This is a genomic window from Vibrio sp. 03_296 (genome assembly GCF_002265885.1).
The window spans coordinates 1-16,717 of sequence record NZ_NPKW01000107.1 but is presented as its reverse complement, the minus strand read 5'-3'; the positions used below and the strand labels follow the sequence as shown (position 1 = coordinate 16,717).

The following is a 16,717-nucleotide window of genomic DNA, read 5'->3' as shown; positions in this document are numbered from 1 at the left end:
ATCAAATAGCAAAGCTTAGAGTGAACTCTCGCTTTTGTAATGGGTGATGAAATGTTGCAAGGCCGGGCGAGAGACATCACCTTTTCCACGACTTTTGCTGAGCAGATAACTTTCTCTAAACGTTTGAAACCACGCTTGTAGGCAATCTGCAGCCTCTTGTTGACCAACTTGCTGCAAGACCAAGGATGCCACTTCCACTGTCGACAAATGCTGTTCATTCTCTGAGCGGCGCATGAGGTATTCTGAGACATGATCTGGAGAAACAGACAGTACAGGGAGAGACTGTAAAAATTCAGAACGTCGGAAGATTTTTCTCGCTTCACGCCAACTGCCATCGAGAAACACAAACAGCCATTTCGCTTTGTCACCATTCGCTGGGGTTTGCTGACTGACTTTGGCAATGTCAATCAGACGTGAAGCATCATCGACATAGTCTGCGGGAAAGACAATCACTGGTCGATAATTGGCATCATTAAGAAGTGCCAGCATTTGGGGATCTGGCTCGGTTCGATTCCATTGATAGACATGGGTTTCTTTTACCGTGTCAGCAATCAGACGCCCAGTATTACTCGGTTTAAACACTTCGTTGTCCGACACAATCAACATGCAGGCTACATCGGTCTCTATATCGGGTTGGAACTCGCACAGGCAATGCGTTTCAACCACTTGGCAATAGACACACCGCTTAATGTTGCATCCACGAGCGTGAAAAGGTTTTGTTGAGATTGACTGACGGTATTGATATAACCGATGAAAAGCGTGAATGCGCATGAAGAGTATCAAGTATAAAAATGGGTGCACGATTTTATCGGCAGTTCTCTTATACGACAAGCTCTCACTGACTTACCCTCTCCGTCACCCGAATCAATAACCAGGTAGGGAAATTCCATGAACCAAACCGCCATGACCGATCCGTCTCTTATCCGCATGGGATTTTTTATTGGAACCTTGCTGCTGTGTTTACTGTGGGAGAATAAACTGCCACGTAAACCATGGACAGTTTCACGTTCGTTTCGCTGGCTGAACAATCTCTCGCTTGTGCTGCTTAATAGTGTTTTAGTTGCGTTGTTGCTTCCAATCGTCGCATTCCAAGCGGCAATCTTGGCCCTGCAGCATCAATTTGGTCTTTTCCATCTGCTCGGTTTGAATGACATCGTCAATATCCTATTGTCGGTGCTGCTGTTGGATCTCATTATCTATTGTCAGCATTTGTTGTTTCATCGCGTAAAACCGCTGTGGCGATTACATCGAATGCATCACGCTGATTTGGATATTGATGTCACCACAGGAACTCGTTTTCATCCAATAGAGATTTTGCTCTCCATGGTGATCAAAATAACGTTTGTCAGCTTACTTGGTGTATCGCCTCTCGCGGTGGTGGTGTTTGAAATCATCCTCAACGTAAGTGCGATGTTTAATCACAGTAACGCCAAGCTGCCTTTGACCGTAGATCATTGGTTAAGAAAGTGGATTGTGACTCCAGATATGCACCGAGTGCATCACTCGACGGAGGTGAAAGAGACCCACTCCAATTTCGGTTTTTTTCTATCGGTATGGGACCGTTGTTTTCGCACCTATCGCGCACAACCTAAAGCGGGTCATGAAGGTGTTGTTATTGGCATTCCAGAGATTCGCAATCCTGATGAACAACGGCTGGATAAGATGCTCACCCAGCCGTTTAGAAACCATTTCTGAATCCACTAGAGAAGAGCGGTGGCACGTCACGTAAGTTGGTAGCTGTGCAGCATCTCTTGTTGTTTGGCAGCGATGTTCGATACTTGTTGTGAACTCTCCACCATCGCCTCCAGCTGCGCACGGGTTTGCTCACCTTGGTCAGAGATATGGGCAATTGCACGAGTCACATCGACGGTTGCTCTCTGCTGCTCTTGAGTGGCATGGGTAATTTGTTCAACTCTTGCTCGGATCTGTTGCACCACCCGTTCAATATCTGAGAACGCACATCGAACCTCACCGCTTGAAAGCAGCGCTTGTGACATCCCTTTACGCGAATCTTCAACCGCATGGCGACTCTTATCCGCCGCTAACGTCAGTTCATTGATCATTTCGCTAATATTCCTGGTTTGCTTTGAAGTATCGGAGGCAAGTTTTCGCACTTCATCAGCCACAACGGCAAAGCCTCTGCCCTGCTCGCCCGCTCTCGCAGCTTCAATCGCCGCATTCAAAGCAAGCAGATTGGTATTGGCTGCAATGCCACTGATCATGTCGACCATCTCGCGTATCGCATCCACCCGCTGATCAAGCTCACTCATCGCTTCTTCGTTAACATTGAGCGACAATCGCAGCGATTCCAATCGCGCTAAACTCTCTTCGACCACATCGACACCATGCGTTGTACTTTGCGCCGCTTCGTTTGCATCATAGCTTGATGCCGACGTCATTTGTGCGATGCTGTCGATAGAGGCTTCCAACTGCGCGACGGTAGTCGCAATGGTGGCTAGGGAGTCGTTTTGATTGGCTAAACTTACACTCGAGTGTTCAGCGGCGTAATGGCTGGTTTCTGCACTTTGATAGAGCGATTCACAATTGTTGGTCACGATACTCAGCGATGATCGTGTCGAGGCAATCACTTGATTGAGTTTCATGCTGATTTCTTTCAGCTCTCTTGGCCCAGCTGACACAATGTCATTTCGGTAGTCGTTATCGGCCATCGCGGACAAACCACCGAGTGTATTGCGTAAGCCGCTGTTGACCCATGCTCGGAAACGAATTCCAGCGACAACAATGACGATAGCGACGACTGCACTGCCAATGACAAGCAGTGAAATCAGTCGTTCGATCGTTTGGTGGACAATCTGTTCACTATCGTCGATGAGTGCCATTGAAGAGGCGGAAATCTCATTGAGCAAACTGAGCGTGTTATTAGACAACACGGTTGCCTTCTGGATATCGAACTGCTGGGCTTGTTGGCGTTCTACCCTAGTCATTACTAAAGAAAGCAAGCCATTTGGTTTGAAGCCATCCAGCACGATGTTATAGGGCGCACTAAGACTGCTAAACTCCATGACATCAGGGTGCCAATCTTTAAAGTCGTCAAACGCTAGTTCTATACCGGCGATGCGGTTTTTCATTTCTTGGTATTCTTTCTCTGCACCCGTCAGATCTTGTTGCATCAGCAACATCAAGAACGTACTTTCCATGGAACTTGCCCCTGCACTAAAGCGGTTAGAGGCATCTTGTGACTCAGGATTATCGATGGCGAGAAAAGAGCTGATACGTGTCATTTCAGGGCCAATCGAACTTAACCCGTAACGAAAGGTGGAGATGCTTTTATCAAGCTCCTCTTGTTCACTGATCGTCTTCACTTGAGACTTAATGACGCGATCACTAAGTTGTTGAAGGCGGTTAGCATTCTCAAGCAAGATGTTTTTTTCATCTTGAGTGACGACATGTTCAAATCGTTCACCCATTTCCGTCACTTGAGCGATCAACAAAGCGATGGTGTCATTCAGCTGCACAATCCTAGCTCGCGTCGCATCTAGTTCAGTGGCGCTTTTCAGTGTCGAGCTGTAATTGAGTAACTTTATTTGCTCGAGAATATTTTGGGTAAGTTTGGCATTATTGAGTGCTAAAGGGAGAGCTTGCTCTGATAAGGTATCAAACTGTACACCGATTTGATTGACACCACGGTAACTCGATGACGACAATGCAATAACAAACAGAAGGAAAGTAATGAACAAACCACTGATCATTTGGATCAGCGACAAAGAGTAGCGTTTATTGAAAGACATAGACAAACCAGCAAATCCATTCACAGAAATCAGTATGTGATTGGGGGTGAGTCTATGAGATGGCTGTGACGCTTACGTGACAAATATAAGACAGCGAGATGACAAGTGGCTCAATGTAACCGATTCATTATTATATCCATTTTTGCGTTGCTGAGTGGCTGTAGCCAAAGCCCTAAAGCCCCAGAAACATCAGCAGCACTTTGGGAACAAAACCGAGAGTTAAAAACCTTCTACGGCGAATGGTATGGCACGCCCTATCAGTTTGGTGGGAATACGAAAGAAGGGATTGATTGCTCTGCTTTTGTACAACAAGCGTTTCTCCACGCCTATCAACGAGCACTACCAAGGACGACATTGGCACAGTTTAATGCTTCCCAGCCAATACGTTGGGAAGAGAGGCAACAAGGCGATCTGCTGTTCTTCAAAACAACGAAATCCGATTATCACGTGGGGATCTATCTTAACCACCAGCAGTTCATGCATGCGTCAACTTCAAAAGGAGTCATCATATCGCGAACCGATAATCCATATTGGGCGAGTAAATTTTGGCAAATAAGAAGGGTTACAATGTAACCCTTCTTATGAATACTGCGGACTAAAAACAAATCAGCGAATATTGCGGCTTAGTCGTATTTTGCTACAGCGGTATCGAACAGATTTTTTACTAAAGCAATATACTCATCTAAAAAATTAATCTGCTCATTAGTGGCTTTTTTGAGCCATACCCCAGCCAGAACTTCTCCTAGATCTTCCGCTACTGAATCCGCTTCTTTTAACAGTTTGAAGCGAACGCTAGAATGCAGCTCTGGGTTCTGTTCAAAAATCGCCATGATGTTTGAGGCGATCATGTCTGTCACCACATCTTCAATGGTTTCTGTGCCCGTATCGCCAACGTCAGACGCGAATACATCAAGATTTAAGGCAAGGTGCTCAATAAGAGCTAAGTATCCATCGGTTTCAACAACCACTCTTTTTCTCCGTCTGAATGCTTACTTACTGTGTAAGCTTACATCTTTTTTCTCTCTGTTAATACTAAGCCATGTCGAGAAAATTTCATCCATTTAATCAATTATAATTGCCAGAATTTGACTATATGGCGGACTTTGCACCAAAAGCGAACAAAGATCACTCTTCATGAACGGTCGTTTGGTTCCTGCCGCCTTCTTTTGAGTGATATAACGCACTGTCTGCTGCTTTTAGCCACTCCGTATGAGAGGTAAATTTTGCATCAAATTCACAGACACCCAAACTGATGGTGTAATTAATCGCAAATTTTTCCACGCAAACAATTTCTTGTTCAATACGTTTTCGTAACCGCTCTGAAAAATAACGCGCCTGATCTGCGCTGGTATGAGGCAGCAAAACCGTAAACTCTTCGCCACCAAATCGACCACACAGATCACTGTTTCTCGCGGTTTTCTTCAGTAAAGACGCGGTCCTACGTATTACCTCATCACCGGCGTGATGCCCATAGGTGTCGTTGACTTTTTTAAAGTGGTCAATATCAAAAATGACCAAAGAACTCGGCGTGTCCAAGAACTGCATCCGAGAAAACTCTTCTTTGAGCGATTGCTCCCAAAAGGCGCGGTTAAACAGCCCTGTTAAGCCATCGCGACGGCTGATTTCAGATAAATGGTGATTGGTTTCTTTCAAATGCGTTTTACTGCGTGCAATTTCAGAGACATCATTGATTTGAATGGCGACATGACTAACGTCACCATACAGTGAGCGCAATGGTGTAATGACAATATCCTGATACATGTAGGTACTGCCATTGGAAACAGGTGAAAAGTTGTGAAACTTGAAAAGATAAGGGCGGTTTTCCCAACTCGAGAAAGAGCGAGTTTCCAATATTGCGGCGGTATTAACCTTAGTTTCTAACCAAGTGCGCGGTAAATCAGAAAAAAACTCAAAGAGATTCTTACCCAAGATTGTCTGAGACATAACGCCACTATAGGATTGCATAAAGCTGTTCCAAACGCAGACGTTGTAAGAGCGGTCAATCACCACCAACCCAGAGTCCATAGTATCGAGTATCTGCGTCACCCAGTGAAAATCGGCGATATTTAACGTCAGATCAGAGTTCATAGTGACTCCATAATTTCGTAGATAATACCAACGGAAGGTTTATCAATGAGAAATAAAACTTCACATTCGAAATCCAGTGATTCAGCAAAATAGGTGTATTCGACCGTAAAAAGCTCTTGAGACTCTTTGTCGCTGTCTCCTATGGCTGAAAAACTATCGATAATGGCCGGCTGTCGTAACGAAAATTGCTTGTCGAGTTGGCTACCAAGTGAGGTCAAAAAAGACGACACGAGTAAGTTAGAGACGTTAAGGATGATCTCGTTGTGAGTGGTAAAGTCTTGGTGATAACCCAACTTTTGGCCAATCACATCAATATCGCGTCCCCATAAACAAACTAGTGCCTCGCCATGGATACCACCACCGACAAAACGCTGTGAAACCGCAACGGCACCCTCTCGTTTAATCACGTCCACCATGGTCATGTAAAGTTCACCATAGGTCAGCGGGCCAACATTCGGCACAGGCAGTTGAATAAACTCGTTAAGGTGATCGGCCATAATGGCGGCCCCTTTGCCAAGTGCAATGTTGGTGATCTCTTTAAATTTCGAAAATGAGGTGAGTTTAGGATCGGCGGAAAGTTCTGGTTTTGAATGTGGGTCGGCGTATTGCAAGCCAAACTGGCTAAAGAACGGTTCTATTTCTCTTTTGGAAAACGGTTTAGATACAAACGCGAACGCACCTAACTCAAGGCAACGTTGTTTCGCTTCGGCTTGAACATCTCCCGAAATGACAATGACATCAGTGTGATGTTGGCTGACAGGGAGCGAAGCGAGTAACTCGAATCCATCCATGATTGGCATCGTGAGATCAAGAAACAAAAGATCGATATTTTGCTCCATCATGATCTGCAAAGCTTCGTAGCCATCTCGAGCTTCGATTAGATGAATCGCTCTGTCGCATACAATGGAGCGACTGATTGATTTTCTGGCTACTGCCGAATCGTCACAGATTAGGATTTTCATACCACTATTGGAACCAACATCAAAAACTGAATGATACTTGTCGAATAATAAATGCTCTAGTGCCGAAGCCACTAAATTAGCAATGACTAAGCGACTCGATTCACAGTTGTGTTAATTCGCGAATCAAAATAATCACAATGTTTGAAAAGTTTGTCAGTTAACCAAATCCGAAATTGAGTTATGAATTAAACTATTAGATGTGCGGTGATCAAAAAGAGAGGACGACTATGTGGCAGGCCATTTCTCAACAGCTTTCTGAAACCTTAATGTTTTCCTACGATATCGTTGAAAAAGTGCATTTGTCTGGTGGCGACATCAACGAATGCTATATGATCAGCGATGGTGAGCAGCGCTATTTTGTTAAGATCAACTCAAAAGACTTTTTAAGTAAGTTCCAGGTTGAAGCGGAAAACCTTCGTTTGCTTCGCCAAACCGACAGCGTCACCCTACCAGAGTTGGTTTTGATTGGTAATACCAAATCCAACGCATTTATCATCCTTAATTTCCTCCCTACAAAGCCCCTTGAAGACCCCGAAAACAGCTATAAATTTGGCCAACAATTAGCGTATCTTCATCTTTGGGGCGAACAGAAAGAGTATGGCTGTGATCAAGACAACTACTTAGGTGCGACTTTGCAACCCAATGCGTGGCATAAGAAGTGGTCTACCTTTTTCTCAGAGCAACGAATAGGCTGGCAATTGCAACTTCTGAAAGAAAAAGGGGTCACATTCGGAGTGATTGATGAGATTGTTGAAGTTGTTGCTCGGCAGTTACTTAACCACAATCCCCGCCCCTCTCTCATTCACGGCGATTTGTGGCATGGTAATGTGGCTTTATCTGCCTTTGGGCCTATTTGTTATGACCCAGCCTGTTACTGGGGAGATCGAGAATGTGACATTGCGATGACGGAACTTTTTGGTGGATTTAGCGCTGAGTTTTATTGTGGCTACGAAGATATTGCACCACTTCCTTTCGGTTATACTCAGCGCAAAGAGATCTACAATCTTTATCATATTCTCAATCACTGTAACCAATTTGGCGGCCACTATTTAGAGCAGGCGCAAAAATCGATCGACAAAATTCTTTCCTACTAACGTTATTTTTAGATGTGCGTCATGCAATTTTCGACGCACATCACTATCAACTCTAAGAAAGCGTTTCAATATTGAGTTAATAGTCAAGTTTCGTACTTAATTCGGCCCAAATAGCAACTTCTCTGCCTACTATGAAAACGAACACCCAAGCTTGGTATGTCGTGGTATAGGAAGCACTAAATCTAAAGCGTAGCTCCCTAAGTTAGACAGGTTAGACGTAAGGAATAAGATGTATGCGTAACTACACTGAGAAGAAATTTGCGTGCCCACACTGCGGCCATAAAATCGGAATTACTCTAGACGCCAGCAATGGCGACCAGGAGTTTTATGATGACTGCCCTGCATGTTGTCATGCCATTCATTTAAACATGATGGTGGATGAACTGCACGACACCATTAATCTCATCGTCGATGCCGACGACGAGCAAGTCTTCTAGTTACATGGGCTGGTGGATTGGTGTCGCTTAAGCAACGACACCTTTTGACAAAAGTACACGTTCAACAGTGTCAACAATCGCTTGGGTTTGCGGATCAAACTCGATATTTACACTTTCCCCAACGTTACGCTGACCAAACAGAGTTCGATTTAATGTCTCCGGAATGAGATGCACACTAAAACGATCTGCTTCGACTTCCCCAATCGTTAACGAGCATCCATCTACGCCTATGTAGCCCTTCGCCAATATGTATTTCATCGCATCATCGTAAGGCAGTTTGAACCAAATGGTTCTGTTATTTGGTGTATCAATGATCTGATCGATCGTTGCCGTAGTACTGATGTGGCCCGACATTGAGTGACCACCGATTTCATCCCCAAACTTAGCCGCTCTCTCGATGTTGACTCGATCGCCAACACGAAGCGCTCCTAAGTTGGTTAATTGGAGTGTTGCTTGCATTAAGTCAAAGCTGACAAGCTCATCGGCTATCTTTGTCACCGTCAAGCAGCATCCATTATGAGCCACTGAAGCACCAATGGCCAAGCCACTAAGCATCTCGCCACATAATCGAATGGTATGAGTTTGGAGTGACTCTTTTGCCTCAATGATAATAACCTCTGCCGTACCTTGTACTATGCCTGTAAACATCTAAGTGACCTTCTTTTCTGTAGCCTGAAATATGAGATTCCATTATTATCACGGTGGAATATGCCTTAAGCGCCATGCACCGTCGGATTTCCATACTGCCCCCTTAGTTTAGGTTGTGCAACTACTGTTTTTTAGCGCCTTATAAACCACTTTTGTGGCCTTTGCCGATCGAAAACGTCCCAACGTGCGTCGCACGCTTAGCATATTTATCTTTTTCTTAAACATTGGAGTTAACGTGCATCGCTATAAAAAAGAAGCTTCTAGTTTGATTAAGCTCGCCACACCAGTTTTGATTGCATCTGTTGCTCAAACCGGTATGGGGTTCGTGGACACCGTGATGGCGGGGGGCGTCAGTGCAACAGACATGGCTGCAGTTTCAGTCGCTGCAAGTATCTGGCTGCCTTCAATTTTGTTTGGTATTGGACTATTGATGGCTCTGGTCCCTGTTATTGCTCAGCTCAATGGGGCTGGCAATAGAGAGCAAGTTCCGTTTGAAATTCAGCAAGGCGCTGTTATGGCCCTATTGATCAGTATCCCTATCATTGCCGTTTTGTTTCAAACTCAGTCGATACTCGGTTACATGAATGTCGATGCGGTAATGGCAACCAAAACCATTGGCTATATACACGCTGTGATGTTTGCTGTACCTGCTTTTCTATTGTTTCAAACACTACGCAGTTTGACTGATGGCTTGTCTTTAACAAAACCTGCCATGGTGATCGGTTTCATCGGCTTACTATTGAACATTCCACTGAACTGGATGTTCGTTTACGGTAAATTGGGTGCGCCAGCCCTTGGTGGTGTAGGTTGTGGCGTTGCTACCGCCATTGTGTATTGGATTATGTTTTTGTTTCTACTGCTTTATGTGACAACGTCACAGAGACTAAGGCAGATTCAATTGTTTACTACGTTTCATCCACCTCAGCTAAAAGCGCAAGTTAAGCTATTTAAACTTGGGTTTCCGGTTGCTGCCGCACTTTTCTTTGAAGTAACTCTGTTCGCGGTCGTCGCTTTGTTGGTTGCACCATTAGGTTCTACTGTCGTTGCCGCACACCAAGTTGCCATTAACTTTTCTTCATTGGTGTTCATGTTACCTATGAGTATTGGCGCAGCGACCAGTATCCGTGTCGGGCATATGCTAGGTGAGAAATCGACAGAAGGCGCACGCATTGCTTCTCATGTTGGTATCTTAGTTGGTCTTTCAACCGCCGTGTTTACCGCTTTACTGACGGTTGTTCTGAGAGAACAAATTGCTCTCCTCTATACCGACAACCGAGTAGTTATCACCTTAGCAATGCAGTTGTTGATCTTTGCCGCTATTTATCAATGTACCGATGCGATACAAGTTATCGCGGCTGGTGCGCTACGTGGTTATAAAGACATGCGAGCAATATTCAACCGAACATTTATCGCCTATTGGTTACTTGGTCTACCTACTGGGTATGTTCTTGGTCTTACCGATTGGATTGTTGAACCTATGGGGGCACAAGGCTTCTGGGTAGGATTCATCGTCGGTTTATCTTCCGCGGCCGTTATGTTGGGAGTTCGCCTACACTGGCTTCACCGCCAAAATGATGAAATTCAGTTGAATTATGAAGCGAGATAGCTACTAGCCCTCGCTTTCAGTCGACAAGATTCAACAAATCGACGAAATAAAGCGCGACTTTTCTATCGCGCTTTATTTTTATCTCAAGATTTTAGACTCTTAAATGCCACAGTCTTCTGGCCTAATATTATAGTAGTTAATACGTTCTTGGTTCTTGTCCAAATAGAGATAATTAATACTATAGCCCAGCTCAAAAAGCATTCTTAACTGCTCATTCGTGCAGGTAGTCGGTTTGATGTCGACGTCAAAGACTTCATTCAACACCTCGACATCAATATCCATTTTTGAGTGTCCAATCAGTGATAAATGCAAATTGTACCCTTTGCTCTCGTGATTCACCGAGATCTTATCCAGTTGAGTGTATTCATCCAGCATCATTGGCAAAGTTTTGTTTCTTTCCACCACCGATCTATCGATAGCACGATCTTTCGCAGTAACGTAACTTGCCAAAAAACTCGCGCCAAAGAAAACCACAGCGCCAACGATCATACCAAGCAGTCCGAACCAAACTTCACTTCTCTTTATTAACATGGCTCCCGTACTGAAGAGTGCAATATAACAAACCACAGTTCCTAAGAGCGAAGATAAATTGGGTAATTTTCCATTCATTGCGGGGAGGTAGATTGCGCTCGTCTGGCCGATAACCACCACACAAAATACAAACACAACGACCTTTAGAATTATTGAGCTTTTCCGCGTTTTCTCATTAAATGCTGTATCCATGTTTTCCCTACTCCACTCACAATGACGAATTGGACAGTTGTATTGAGGCCATGATTTGTTTGCCGATCGGCAACCATTGTTCAGATTGCTCTACTGTTGTATTAAACGCGACAAACAAAAGCCTGTTGTCTATGGAGGTTCCATAAATGATGTTGTGAATTTGAGTGTCTATTGCCGGAGTAATCAACTCCATGATGATAAATTCTTGACCGTTTAGAGTACTGACTTCATCTCTGAACCAAGTCGCTGAGGGATATCTATTCTTAAACATATTAGAGATGACACCATGCGCTTCTCTGATTTGATTCGGTGAAAGTGCATTTTGAGTATGATTAAACGCAAGAGTCACACCACCTGTCGAATCACTCAACACGTCGGTGGGTCGGTTGGAGTTTGGAAACTTAACTTCAATCAACTCTTGAGGCATTGTTTGCAATTCTGTTGGCACCTGAATAATTAACTTACCGGCTAATACCTGTTTTGCTTCTAATTCTTTAGCACCAACTCCGGTGCTCATTGCCAACATACAAAGCGTAATAAAACAATATGACATCGCCATTTGCTTGTAATTCCTTACCATGCTCATCACTTCTCATTCCTTATATCGGTTAACTGCCGGTAATTAACCCTATTTGCGCAGGCATTTCTAATAAAAGCGAAGAAAACACAGTTGCATATGGTGTTTTTTAGAAAAAGCTTGAATAAGGAATGTGCGAACTTGAAATTTGTCTAAAATTTGCAACAGCACCCCATTTGTCACAAAGGGCTGGATTCAGGTAGGAAGTGCGGCACGTCTGAAATCATCGCCGCAAATGTAAGCACGGTGAAGTGCTCCCCAAATTGTTCAAACAGGCGCGACAAAGAATCGTAGAGATATCTAGTGAATAGTGTGTATGACACTAAGTTGTGAACCGAAGCGATTCTCATTAAACGAGCCAAACAGTGAATTCCATCGAGATAAGTGACAACTCTTATGGAACATGGTCATCCTCGCAATTTAGCTGTCGATCACCAGCAGCTATATGGTGCAAATAATCATAGGAAAAATAAGTATGGCCACCATACACGTTCGCTTTCAGAGACGGTGATGTTCTGCCAGATTAAGAAATGACAACGGCCAAGTTGGCTAGAACTACTCCATGCTCAAAACATTGGATGGGCTTACGAGGCTAGGTATATCTGGAACGAAACTAATCACCTTACAATTAGCCATGCTAGGCGCGTTTTTAATTGAACTCGAATTTAGAAACAAAGCCGCAGTAAGCACCAATTGCAGGATATAAAACTTTACGCAACCCGTCTCTTAATTGCGACATTTTTTATATGGCCTTTCGTTGAATTTGCTTTGATAATGTCGATCAGATGAATTTTCACATCCAACCAAATTAACAAACTCATCAATTACCAATGATGATCAATATATTTTCTAACGTGAATTAAAACGCTACGGTTATATTTATTGGTGGAATTATTTTCATCCTATTATGAGCTATATGAAACGTAGATGTGATCACTTTTCTATTAGGATTGAGATATCTTGGGTAATTTTATGGATGTTGATTAACACGGAAATTGCGTATTTGCTTCTATCATTGGTTGAAAATTGATAAAGACAACAAATGCTCAACATAAAAAGGACTTTATATTTACATCTATGAACTTGCCATCATAATAAAAATATTTCTTGTTTTTAGCTTAATCAATACACTATTCAATAGTAGTAGTGATAAAGAAGCAGCCTTAAAAGAGCGTCGGACTAAGTTGCTAAGTGTGAAGCGTGATGCAAACCTTTCTGAAGAAGAGCGTTCCGCCCTCTCAGAGTTATATGGCTTTGATGTCGGATATTCTGAGGTTTATTACATCACTGAACCTTTTGAGGTGCATGTAATTCCAGATGATGAAGGAAAAACGAAATTCCTCGCTTTGGCAGATTATCCGGTAGCAATATCCGATAAAGCGATATACTTCCTTGATACTGAGGATCAACTTGCTGAAGTCGTTGTGGTTGCCGAGACAATTCTAGTCCTTCGTCTTAACGATTACTATATTGTCGATGAAATCAATAATACTCTTGCAAATGCGCCATCACTCTTCTCTAAGGGTGCTGAAGCATATGCGCCAAGCACAACACAACCTGTAGAGCAAGGTATGGGGCCAGCAACGCACACTGCCCCTCAAACCGTGTTAAAGTCTAAACGACCCGCCACCCAAACAGAAGTTTTGTATCTATCACCTCCCTTTTACAATTTTCCCGTACCGCTAATTATAGTAGTGGCTGCGAGTATTTTTACGTACATCAACAAGATTGATATTGCTATTGAACCTATATGGCTTGCTCCAGTAGTTCTGCTTACGGTAACTGTTATTGCAGTACTGATACTTCTTTTAAAGACAAAGCCAAAATATGAACCCAGCAATATAGTGATAACGAGGTATTTCGGCAAAATAGAGTCTCTAGAGAGCTCTGATCGAAAAACTTGGTTGACATTCACTGAACCAAACGGGAAAACAAAAAAGGCTTGGATGCCAAGCTATTGGCAAAATACGGTGAGTATTAATAAAAATGTATACTTTGAAATTGAACAGAATCAATCGGCCGTTGTGCGAATAGGTTTAAACGAAATTTCAGAACGAGATTTTTCGAAAAGAAAACCACAATATCTTGCTGCTTCTGTGGGATTACTGTGCGCTAGTTTAATCATCGCTTTCAACACAAAATTGGAATGGCGCGATGCGGCTTTTGCCATGCTTAAAAATAGCGCATCCTATCAAATTAACACCTTTCAAGATTGGGCATCGAGCGATTTAAAAGTTGGCGATCATTTATCAATCAACCCCGTTTATGTTTAGATAGCTTTTCAAAAGATAATGCTCTTCTCTATTGCAACGTATTTAAATATGCGTTGACGGATGAAGACTTTCAAGTGGTTCCTAATACTGAGTTGGTCGAAGAGTATATAGATTTTATCAGCAATGAGCCAGATTATACCCCCGACGTCTCAGAAGGAGACTACATGTTGATGATGCTGGCTTTTGAAGTGAAAAAGTCGTATTCAGTCGATAATTTAGTCATGTATAGGCGAAGTGAATTAGCGATATTTACTGTAAAGAGCTTAATGGAAATCGCTAATCATTTAGCGAAATACTGCCCAACTGATGCAAAGAGTGAGGGTGTTAAAACGGATAATACATTAGCTACAGGAAGCTCAACTAGAAGTACAGATTCATTAGCTGCAGATTGTTCAGCGTTCAAACACGAGTTTTCAGTATTATGGCGAGAGGCAACAAAAAGCCACTGTAGCGACTACTGTTGGGACGAAGCATTACAAGGTGGCGAGTTTGCGAATGAAAAGTTACTTAAAAATAGTGATAGCCTTAAAAATTATCAAGGTAAATTACATAACCTGAGAAGTACAATATGGCGAAACAATCATGCTTCATTGAAGTTACCAACCCCAAAGCAAAACATTCTTTCTATTCAGTGGATGGGGCCAACGAGTGCTGATTTGCAAGAGATAGCCATGATGAGAACAAATCCATATCCTGTCCATGACGATGTTAAAATAGAGACATTGAATAGGTTAATCCAAATGCAGGTTGAAGTTGCTTATCAACGCGTTGATGCAACTATCTTGAAGGCAGTGAATAACGACGAAGGACAACTTACGCTCATTTTAGCTCCCCGCATTCGCTCTAACCAAGCGATGGAGACAGTCATCAATCATGCATTTATGGCATTGTTTGGTCTAACGATGTTGCTCCTACTCATTATGTATTGGCTTAGTAGCAGATCCCATAACAAGAGGCGAGTTAAATCGGAAAATGCCTGGATTAGCTAGCTGTAGTAATCCAGACTTAATCTGGCAGTATTTCATGCTCCCTGATATGAATCACGTCCCTTAAGTAGTATGCCCACCATATTTATGGCACGCTTTGATGTTATTGACGCACCGCCCTTCTAACATTGCTGTACAGCACGACTGGTACAGCATTAGGATCAGGAGTAAAAGTCATGTTCACTAAAGTTGTCGGTATAGATTTTCAACCGCACCAACAGTTTGGACACTGAGTTAAATGATTACAATCACTAATATTGGGCAATGAGAGCAAGAGTTTACCGTTGAGTTAGCAAAGCTAAAAAATCAGTAGGCGGAGCAAGCACAGGAACTCAAAATCGTAAAAGGCCGTCATCTACTTCACGAAAAAACTAAGTTACTTTCTATGAATTGATCCTCGAACACCTGCTGAGTTTTAGCAGTATCTGGATTGCTAAAGTGTTCAGAGTTTTCGGAGTGGATTTTGTTACTGGATTAGGCATCGCCAAAAGGCGATTTACCAAGACTCGATAACGAGGCCAAAGAAACCGTTGACGCTAGCAAAGGACTGATCAGTTTACTAACTTGTTGAGTAATTAAGAGCCGTAGGTTTTCATGGATGTCTAACAATGACGTTCGAAAGATAAGTTGAACATAACGCCGCGTTAAGGGGCGCAGGCACGTAATACAAAAGCTACCGCATAGTGCCGTAACCACTAAACCCAACGCAAATTGAAAATGCCACGCGTGCTAAGTCCCGCTTTAACGCTTTGTTATATGCGTTGTTTTAACTACATAAAGACTGCTTCAACTTTGTTTCCATCAGCATCGCGGACAAATGCCGCATAGTAAGTCTCACCGTACTCTGGACGTAAGCCAGGCTTACCTGCACACGAGCCTCCAAGCTCTAATGCAGTAGCATAAAACAGGTCAACAGCTTCTTTACTTGGCGCATTGAAAGCGATGTGAGTTCCGTTACCAGAAGAAGCTCCATTTTCACATGGACAACCTACCCAAAACTCAAAATTCTCACCGTAGGCAGCCGCCACATTTTCAATGTAATGCGAACGCTTTACCGATAATGCGGATAGAACTGAATCGTAAAAAGCCACAGCAGATGCCACATTTGAAACACCAACTGAGACGTGATTTAGAATCATTTTAAGCTCCTTTTTACTCACAGATTTTGAAAGCATATAACGCCGCGTTAAGGGGTGCAGGCACACAATACAAAAGCTACCGCACAGCGACTTAATCACCGAACCCAACGCAAACCGAAAATGCCACGCGTGCCAAATCCCACTTAAACGCTTTGTTATGGGGCTTGGATTCAAGTACGAAGTGCGACACCTCTGAACATAAAAACAGTAAGGTGCGATAATCATGAACTTTGCTCCCGCCAAGAAGTAAAAAACATGAAATACACACACCTCACTGAGAACGAAAGGTATATGATTTCTGCGCTCAGAAAGCAAGGAATTAGTACCGCTAAAATAGCTAAACAACTGGGGCGCCATAAAGCCACTATCTATCGAGAAATTGAACGCAATTGTCGTTACAACAAGTTCTTCGATAGGTACTCTTATCAACCACGG

17 protein-coding genes and 1 pseudogene are annotated in these 16,717 nt (G+C 43.1%); 9 read left to right on the top strand and 9 right to left on the bottom strand.

Translation table 11 applies throughout. From position 1 onward, the window contains the following. Positions 1-15: 15 nt before the first annotated feature. Positions 16-771 (bottom strand): tRNA-uridine aminocarboxypropyltransferase, encoded by a 756-nt coding sequence (locus tag CIK04_RS13250; protein ID WP_176463334.1) that lies wholly within the window; start codon positions 769-771, stop codon positions 16-18. 117 nt (positions 772-888) lie between these two features. On the opposite strand from CIK04_RS13250, the gene CIK04_RS13245 reads away from it, so the two are divergent. Then, on the top strand, positions 889-1,695 hold the full coding sequence (locus CIK04_RS13245; RefSeq protein WP_097352726.1) for a sterol desaturase family protein: 807 nt from the start codon (positions 889-891) through the stop codon (positions 1,693-1,695). Positions 1,696-1,721: 26 nt separating this feature from the next. Here CIK04_RS13245 and CIK04_RS13240 read toward each other — a convergent pair whose 3' ends face one another. Beyond that, complete coding sequence (locus CIK04_RS13240) at positions 1,722-3,749, bottom strand: methyl-accepting chemotaxis protein (RefSeq protein ID WP_097352727.1); 2,028 nt, start codon at positions 3,747-3,749, stop codon at positions 1,722-1,724. A gap of 105 nt (positions 3,750-3,854) precedes the next feature. On the opposite strand from CIK04_RS13240, the gene CIK04_RS13235 reads away from it, so the two are divergent. Continuing rightward, complete coding sequence (locus CIK04_RS13235) at positions 3,855-4,322, top strand: C40 family peptidase (protein ID WP_013571749.1); 468 nt, start codon at positions 3,855-3,857, stop codon at positions 4,320-4,322. 50 nt (positions 4,323-4,372) lie between these two features. On the opposite strand, the gene CIK04_RS13230 is transcribed toward CIK04_RS13235, so the two are convergent. From CIK04_RS13230 to CIK04_RS13220, 3 genes are all read right to left on the bottom strand, one after another. Further along, entirely contained in the window at positions 4,373-4,717 is a 345-nt protein-coding gene (locus CIK04_RS13230; RefSeq protein WP_011080415.1) for a DUF3802 family protein, read from the bottom strand. Between the two features lie 157 nt (positions 4,718-4,874). Further along, positions 4,875-5,837 (bottom strand): diguanylate cyclase, encoded by a 963-nt coding sequence (locus CIK04_RS13225; protein ID WP_038940858.1) that lies wholly within the window; start codon positions 5,835-5,837, stop codon positions 4,875-4,877. Then, a complete protein-coding gene (locus CIK04_RS13220) occupies positions 5,834-6,799 on the bottom strand; it encodes a response regulator (RefSeq protein WP_038969485.1) in 966 nt (321 codons plus the stop codon). The genes CIK04_RS13225 and CIK04_RS13220 overlap by 4 nt, the downstream gene beginning before the upstream one ends. A gap of 227 nt (positions 6,800-7,026) precedes the next feature. On the opposite strand from CIK04_RS13220, the gene CIK04_RS13215 reads away from it, so the two are divergent. Together CIK04_RS13215 and CIK04_RS13210 are read left to right on the top strand one after the other, a co-directional pair. Continuing rightward, the gene (locus tag CIK04_RS13215; protein WP_026130772.1) at positions 7,027-7,893 is read left to right on the top strand and encodes a fructosamine kinase family protein; all 867 of its coding nucleotides are present in this window, start codon (positions 7,027-7,029) and stop codon (positions 7,891-7,893) included. A 233-nt stretch (positions 7,894-8,126) separates the two neighbouring features. After that, on the top strand, positions 8,127-8,330 hold the full coding sequence (locus CIK04_RS13210) for a CPXCG motif-containing cysteine-rich protein (protein WP_011080411.1): 204 nt from the start codon (positions 8,127-8,129) through the stop codon (positions 8,328-8,330). A 27-nt stretch (positions 8,331-8,357) separates the two neighbouring features. On the opposite strand, the gene CIK04_RS13205 is transcribed toward CIK04_RS13210, so the two are convergent. Continuing rightward, positions 8,358-8,978: a riboflavin synthase subunit alpha gene (locus tag CIK04_RS13205; protein WP_097352728.1), complete on the bottom strand. Its 621-nt coding sequence runs from the start codon at positions 8,976-8,978 to the stop codon at positions 8,358-8,360. 235 nt (positions 8,979-9,213) lie between these two features. Here CIK04_RS13205 and CIK04_RS13200 point away from each other — a divergent pair, with 235 nt between their 5' ends. Beyond that, a complete protein-coding gene (locus tag CIK04_RS13200) occupies positions 9,214-10,584 on the top strand; it encodes an MATE family efflux transporter (RefSeq protein ID WP_097352729.1) in 1,371 nt (456 codons plus the stop codon). 99 nt (positions 10,585-10,683) lie between these two features. Here CIK04_RS13200 and CIK04_RS13195 read toward each other — a convergent pair whose 3' ends face one another. Then, the gene (locus tag CIK04_RS13195; protein ID WP_097352730.1) at positions 10,684-11,307 is read right to left on the bottom strand and encodes a TrbC/VirB2 family protein; all 624 of its coding nucleotides are present in this window, start codon (positions 11,305-11,307) and stop codon (positions 10,684-10,686) included. Positions 11,308-11,323: 16 nt separating this feature from the next. Beyond that, a complete protein-coding gene (locus tag CIK04_RS13190; RefSeq protein WP_232708656.1) occupies positions 11,324-11,893 on the bottom strand; it encodes a hypothetical protein in 570 nt (189 codons plus the stop codon). Between the two features lie 1,184 nt (positions 11,894-13,077). Here CIK04_RS13190 and CIK04_RS33315 point away from each other — a divergent pair. The 3 genes and pseudogenes from CIK04_RS33315 to CIK04_RS33305 form a co-directional block, all read left to right on the top strand. After that, on the top strand, positions 13,078-14,157 hold the full coding sequence (locus CIK04_RS33315) for a hypothetical protein (protein WP_232708654.1): 1,080 nt from the start codon (positions 13,078-13,080) through the stop codon (positions 14,155-14,157). Positions 14,158-14,321: 164 nt separating this feature from the next. Then, positions 14,322-15,146, top strand: coding sequence for a hypothetical protein (locus tag CIK04_RS33310; RefSeq protein WP_232708655.1), 825 nt, complete (start codon positions 14,322-14,324; stop codon positions 15,144-15,146). A gap of 247 nt (positions 15,147-15,393) precedes the next feature. Then, positions 15,394-15,690: pseudogene (locus CIK04_RS33305) on the top strand (IS3 family transposase); the annotation flags it as partial. A gap of 223 nt (positions 15,691-15,913) precedes the next feature. Here CIK04_RS33305 and CIK04_RS13175 read toward each other — a convergent pair. Beyond that, entirely contained in the window at positions 15,914-16,282 is a 369-nt protein-coding gene (locus tag CIK04_RS13175) for a VOC family protein (RefSeq protein WP_026050325.1), read from the bottom strand. A 255-nt stretch (positions 16,283-16,537) separates the two neighbouring features. Between CIK04_RS13175 and CIK04_RS13170 the strand changes: the two genes are divergently transcribed. After that, positions 16,538-16,717, top strand: a 180-nt coding sequence (locus CIK04_RS13170; protein WP_142994993.1) for a helix-turn-helix domain-containing protein, incomplete at its 3' end; no start/stop codon positions are given.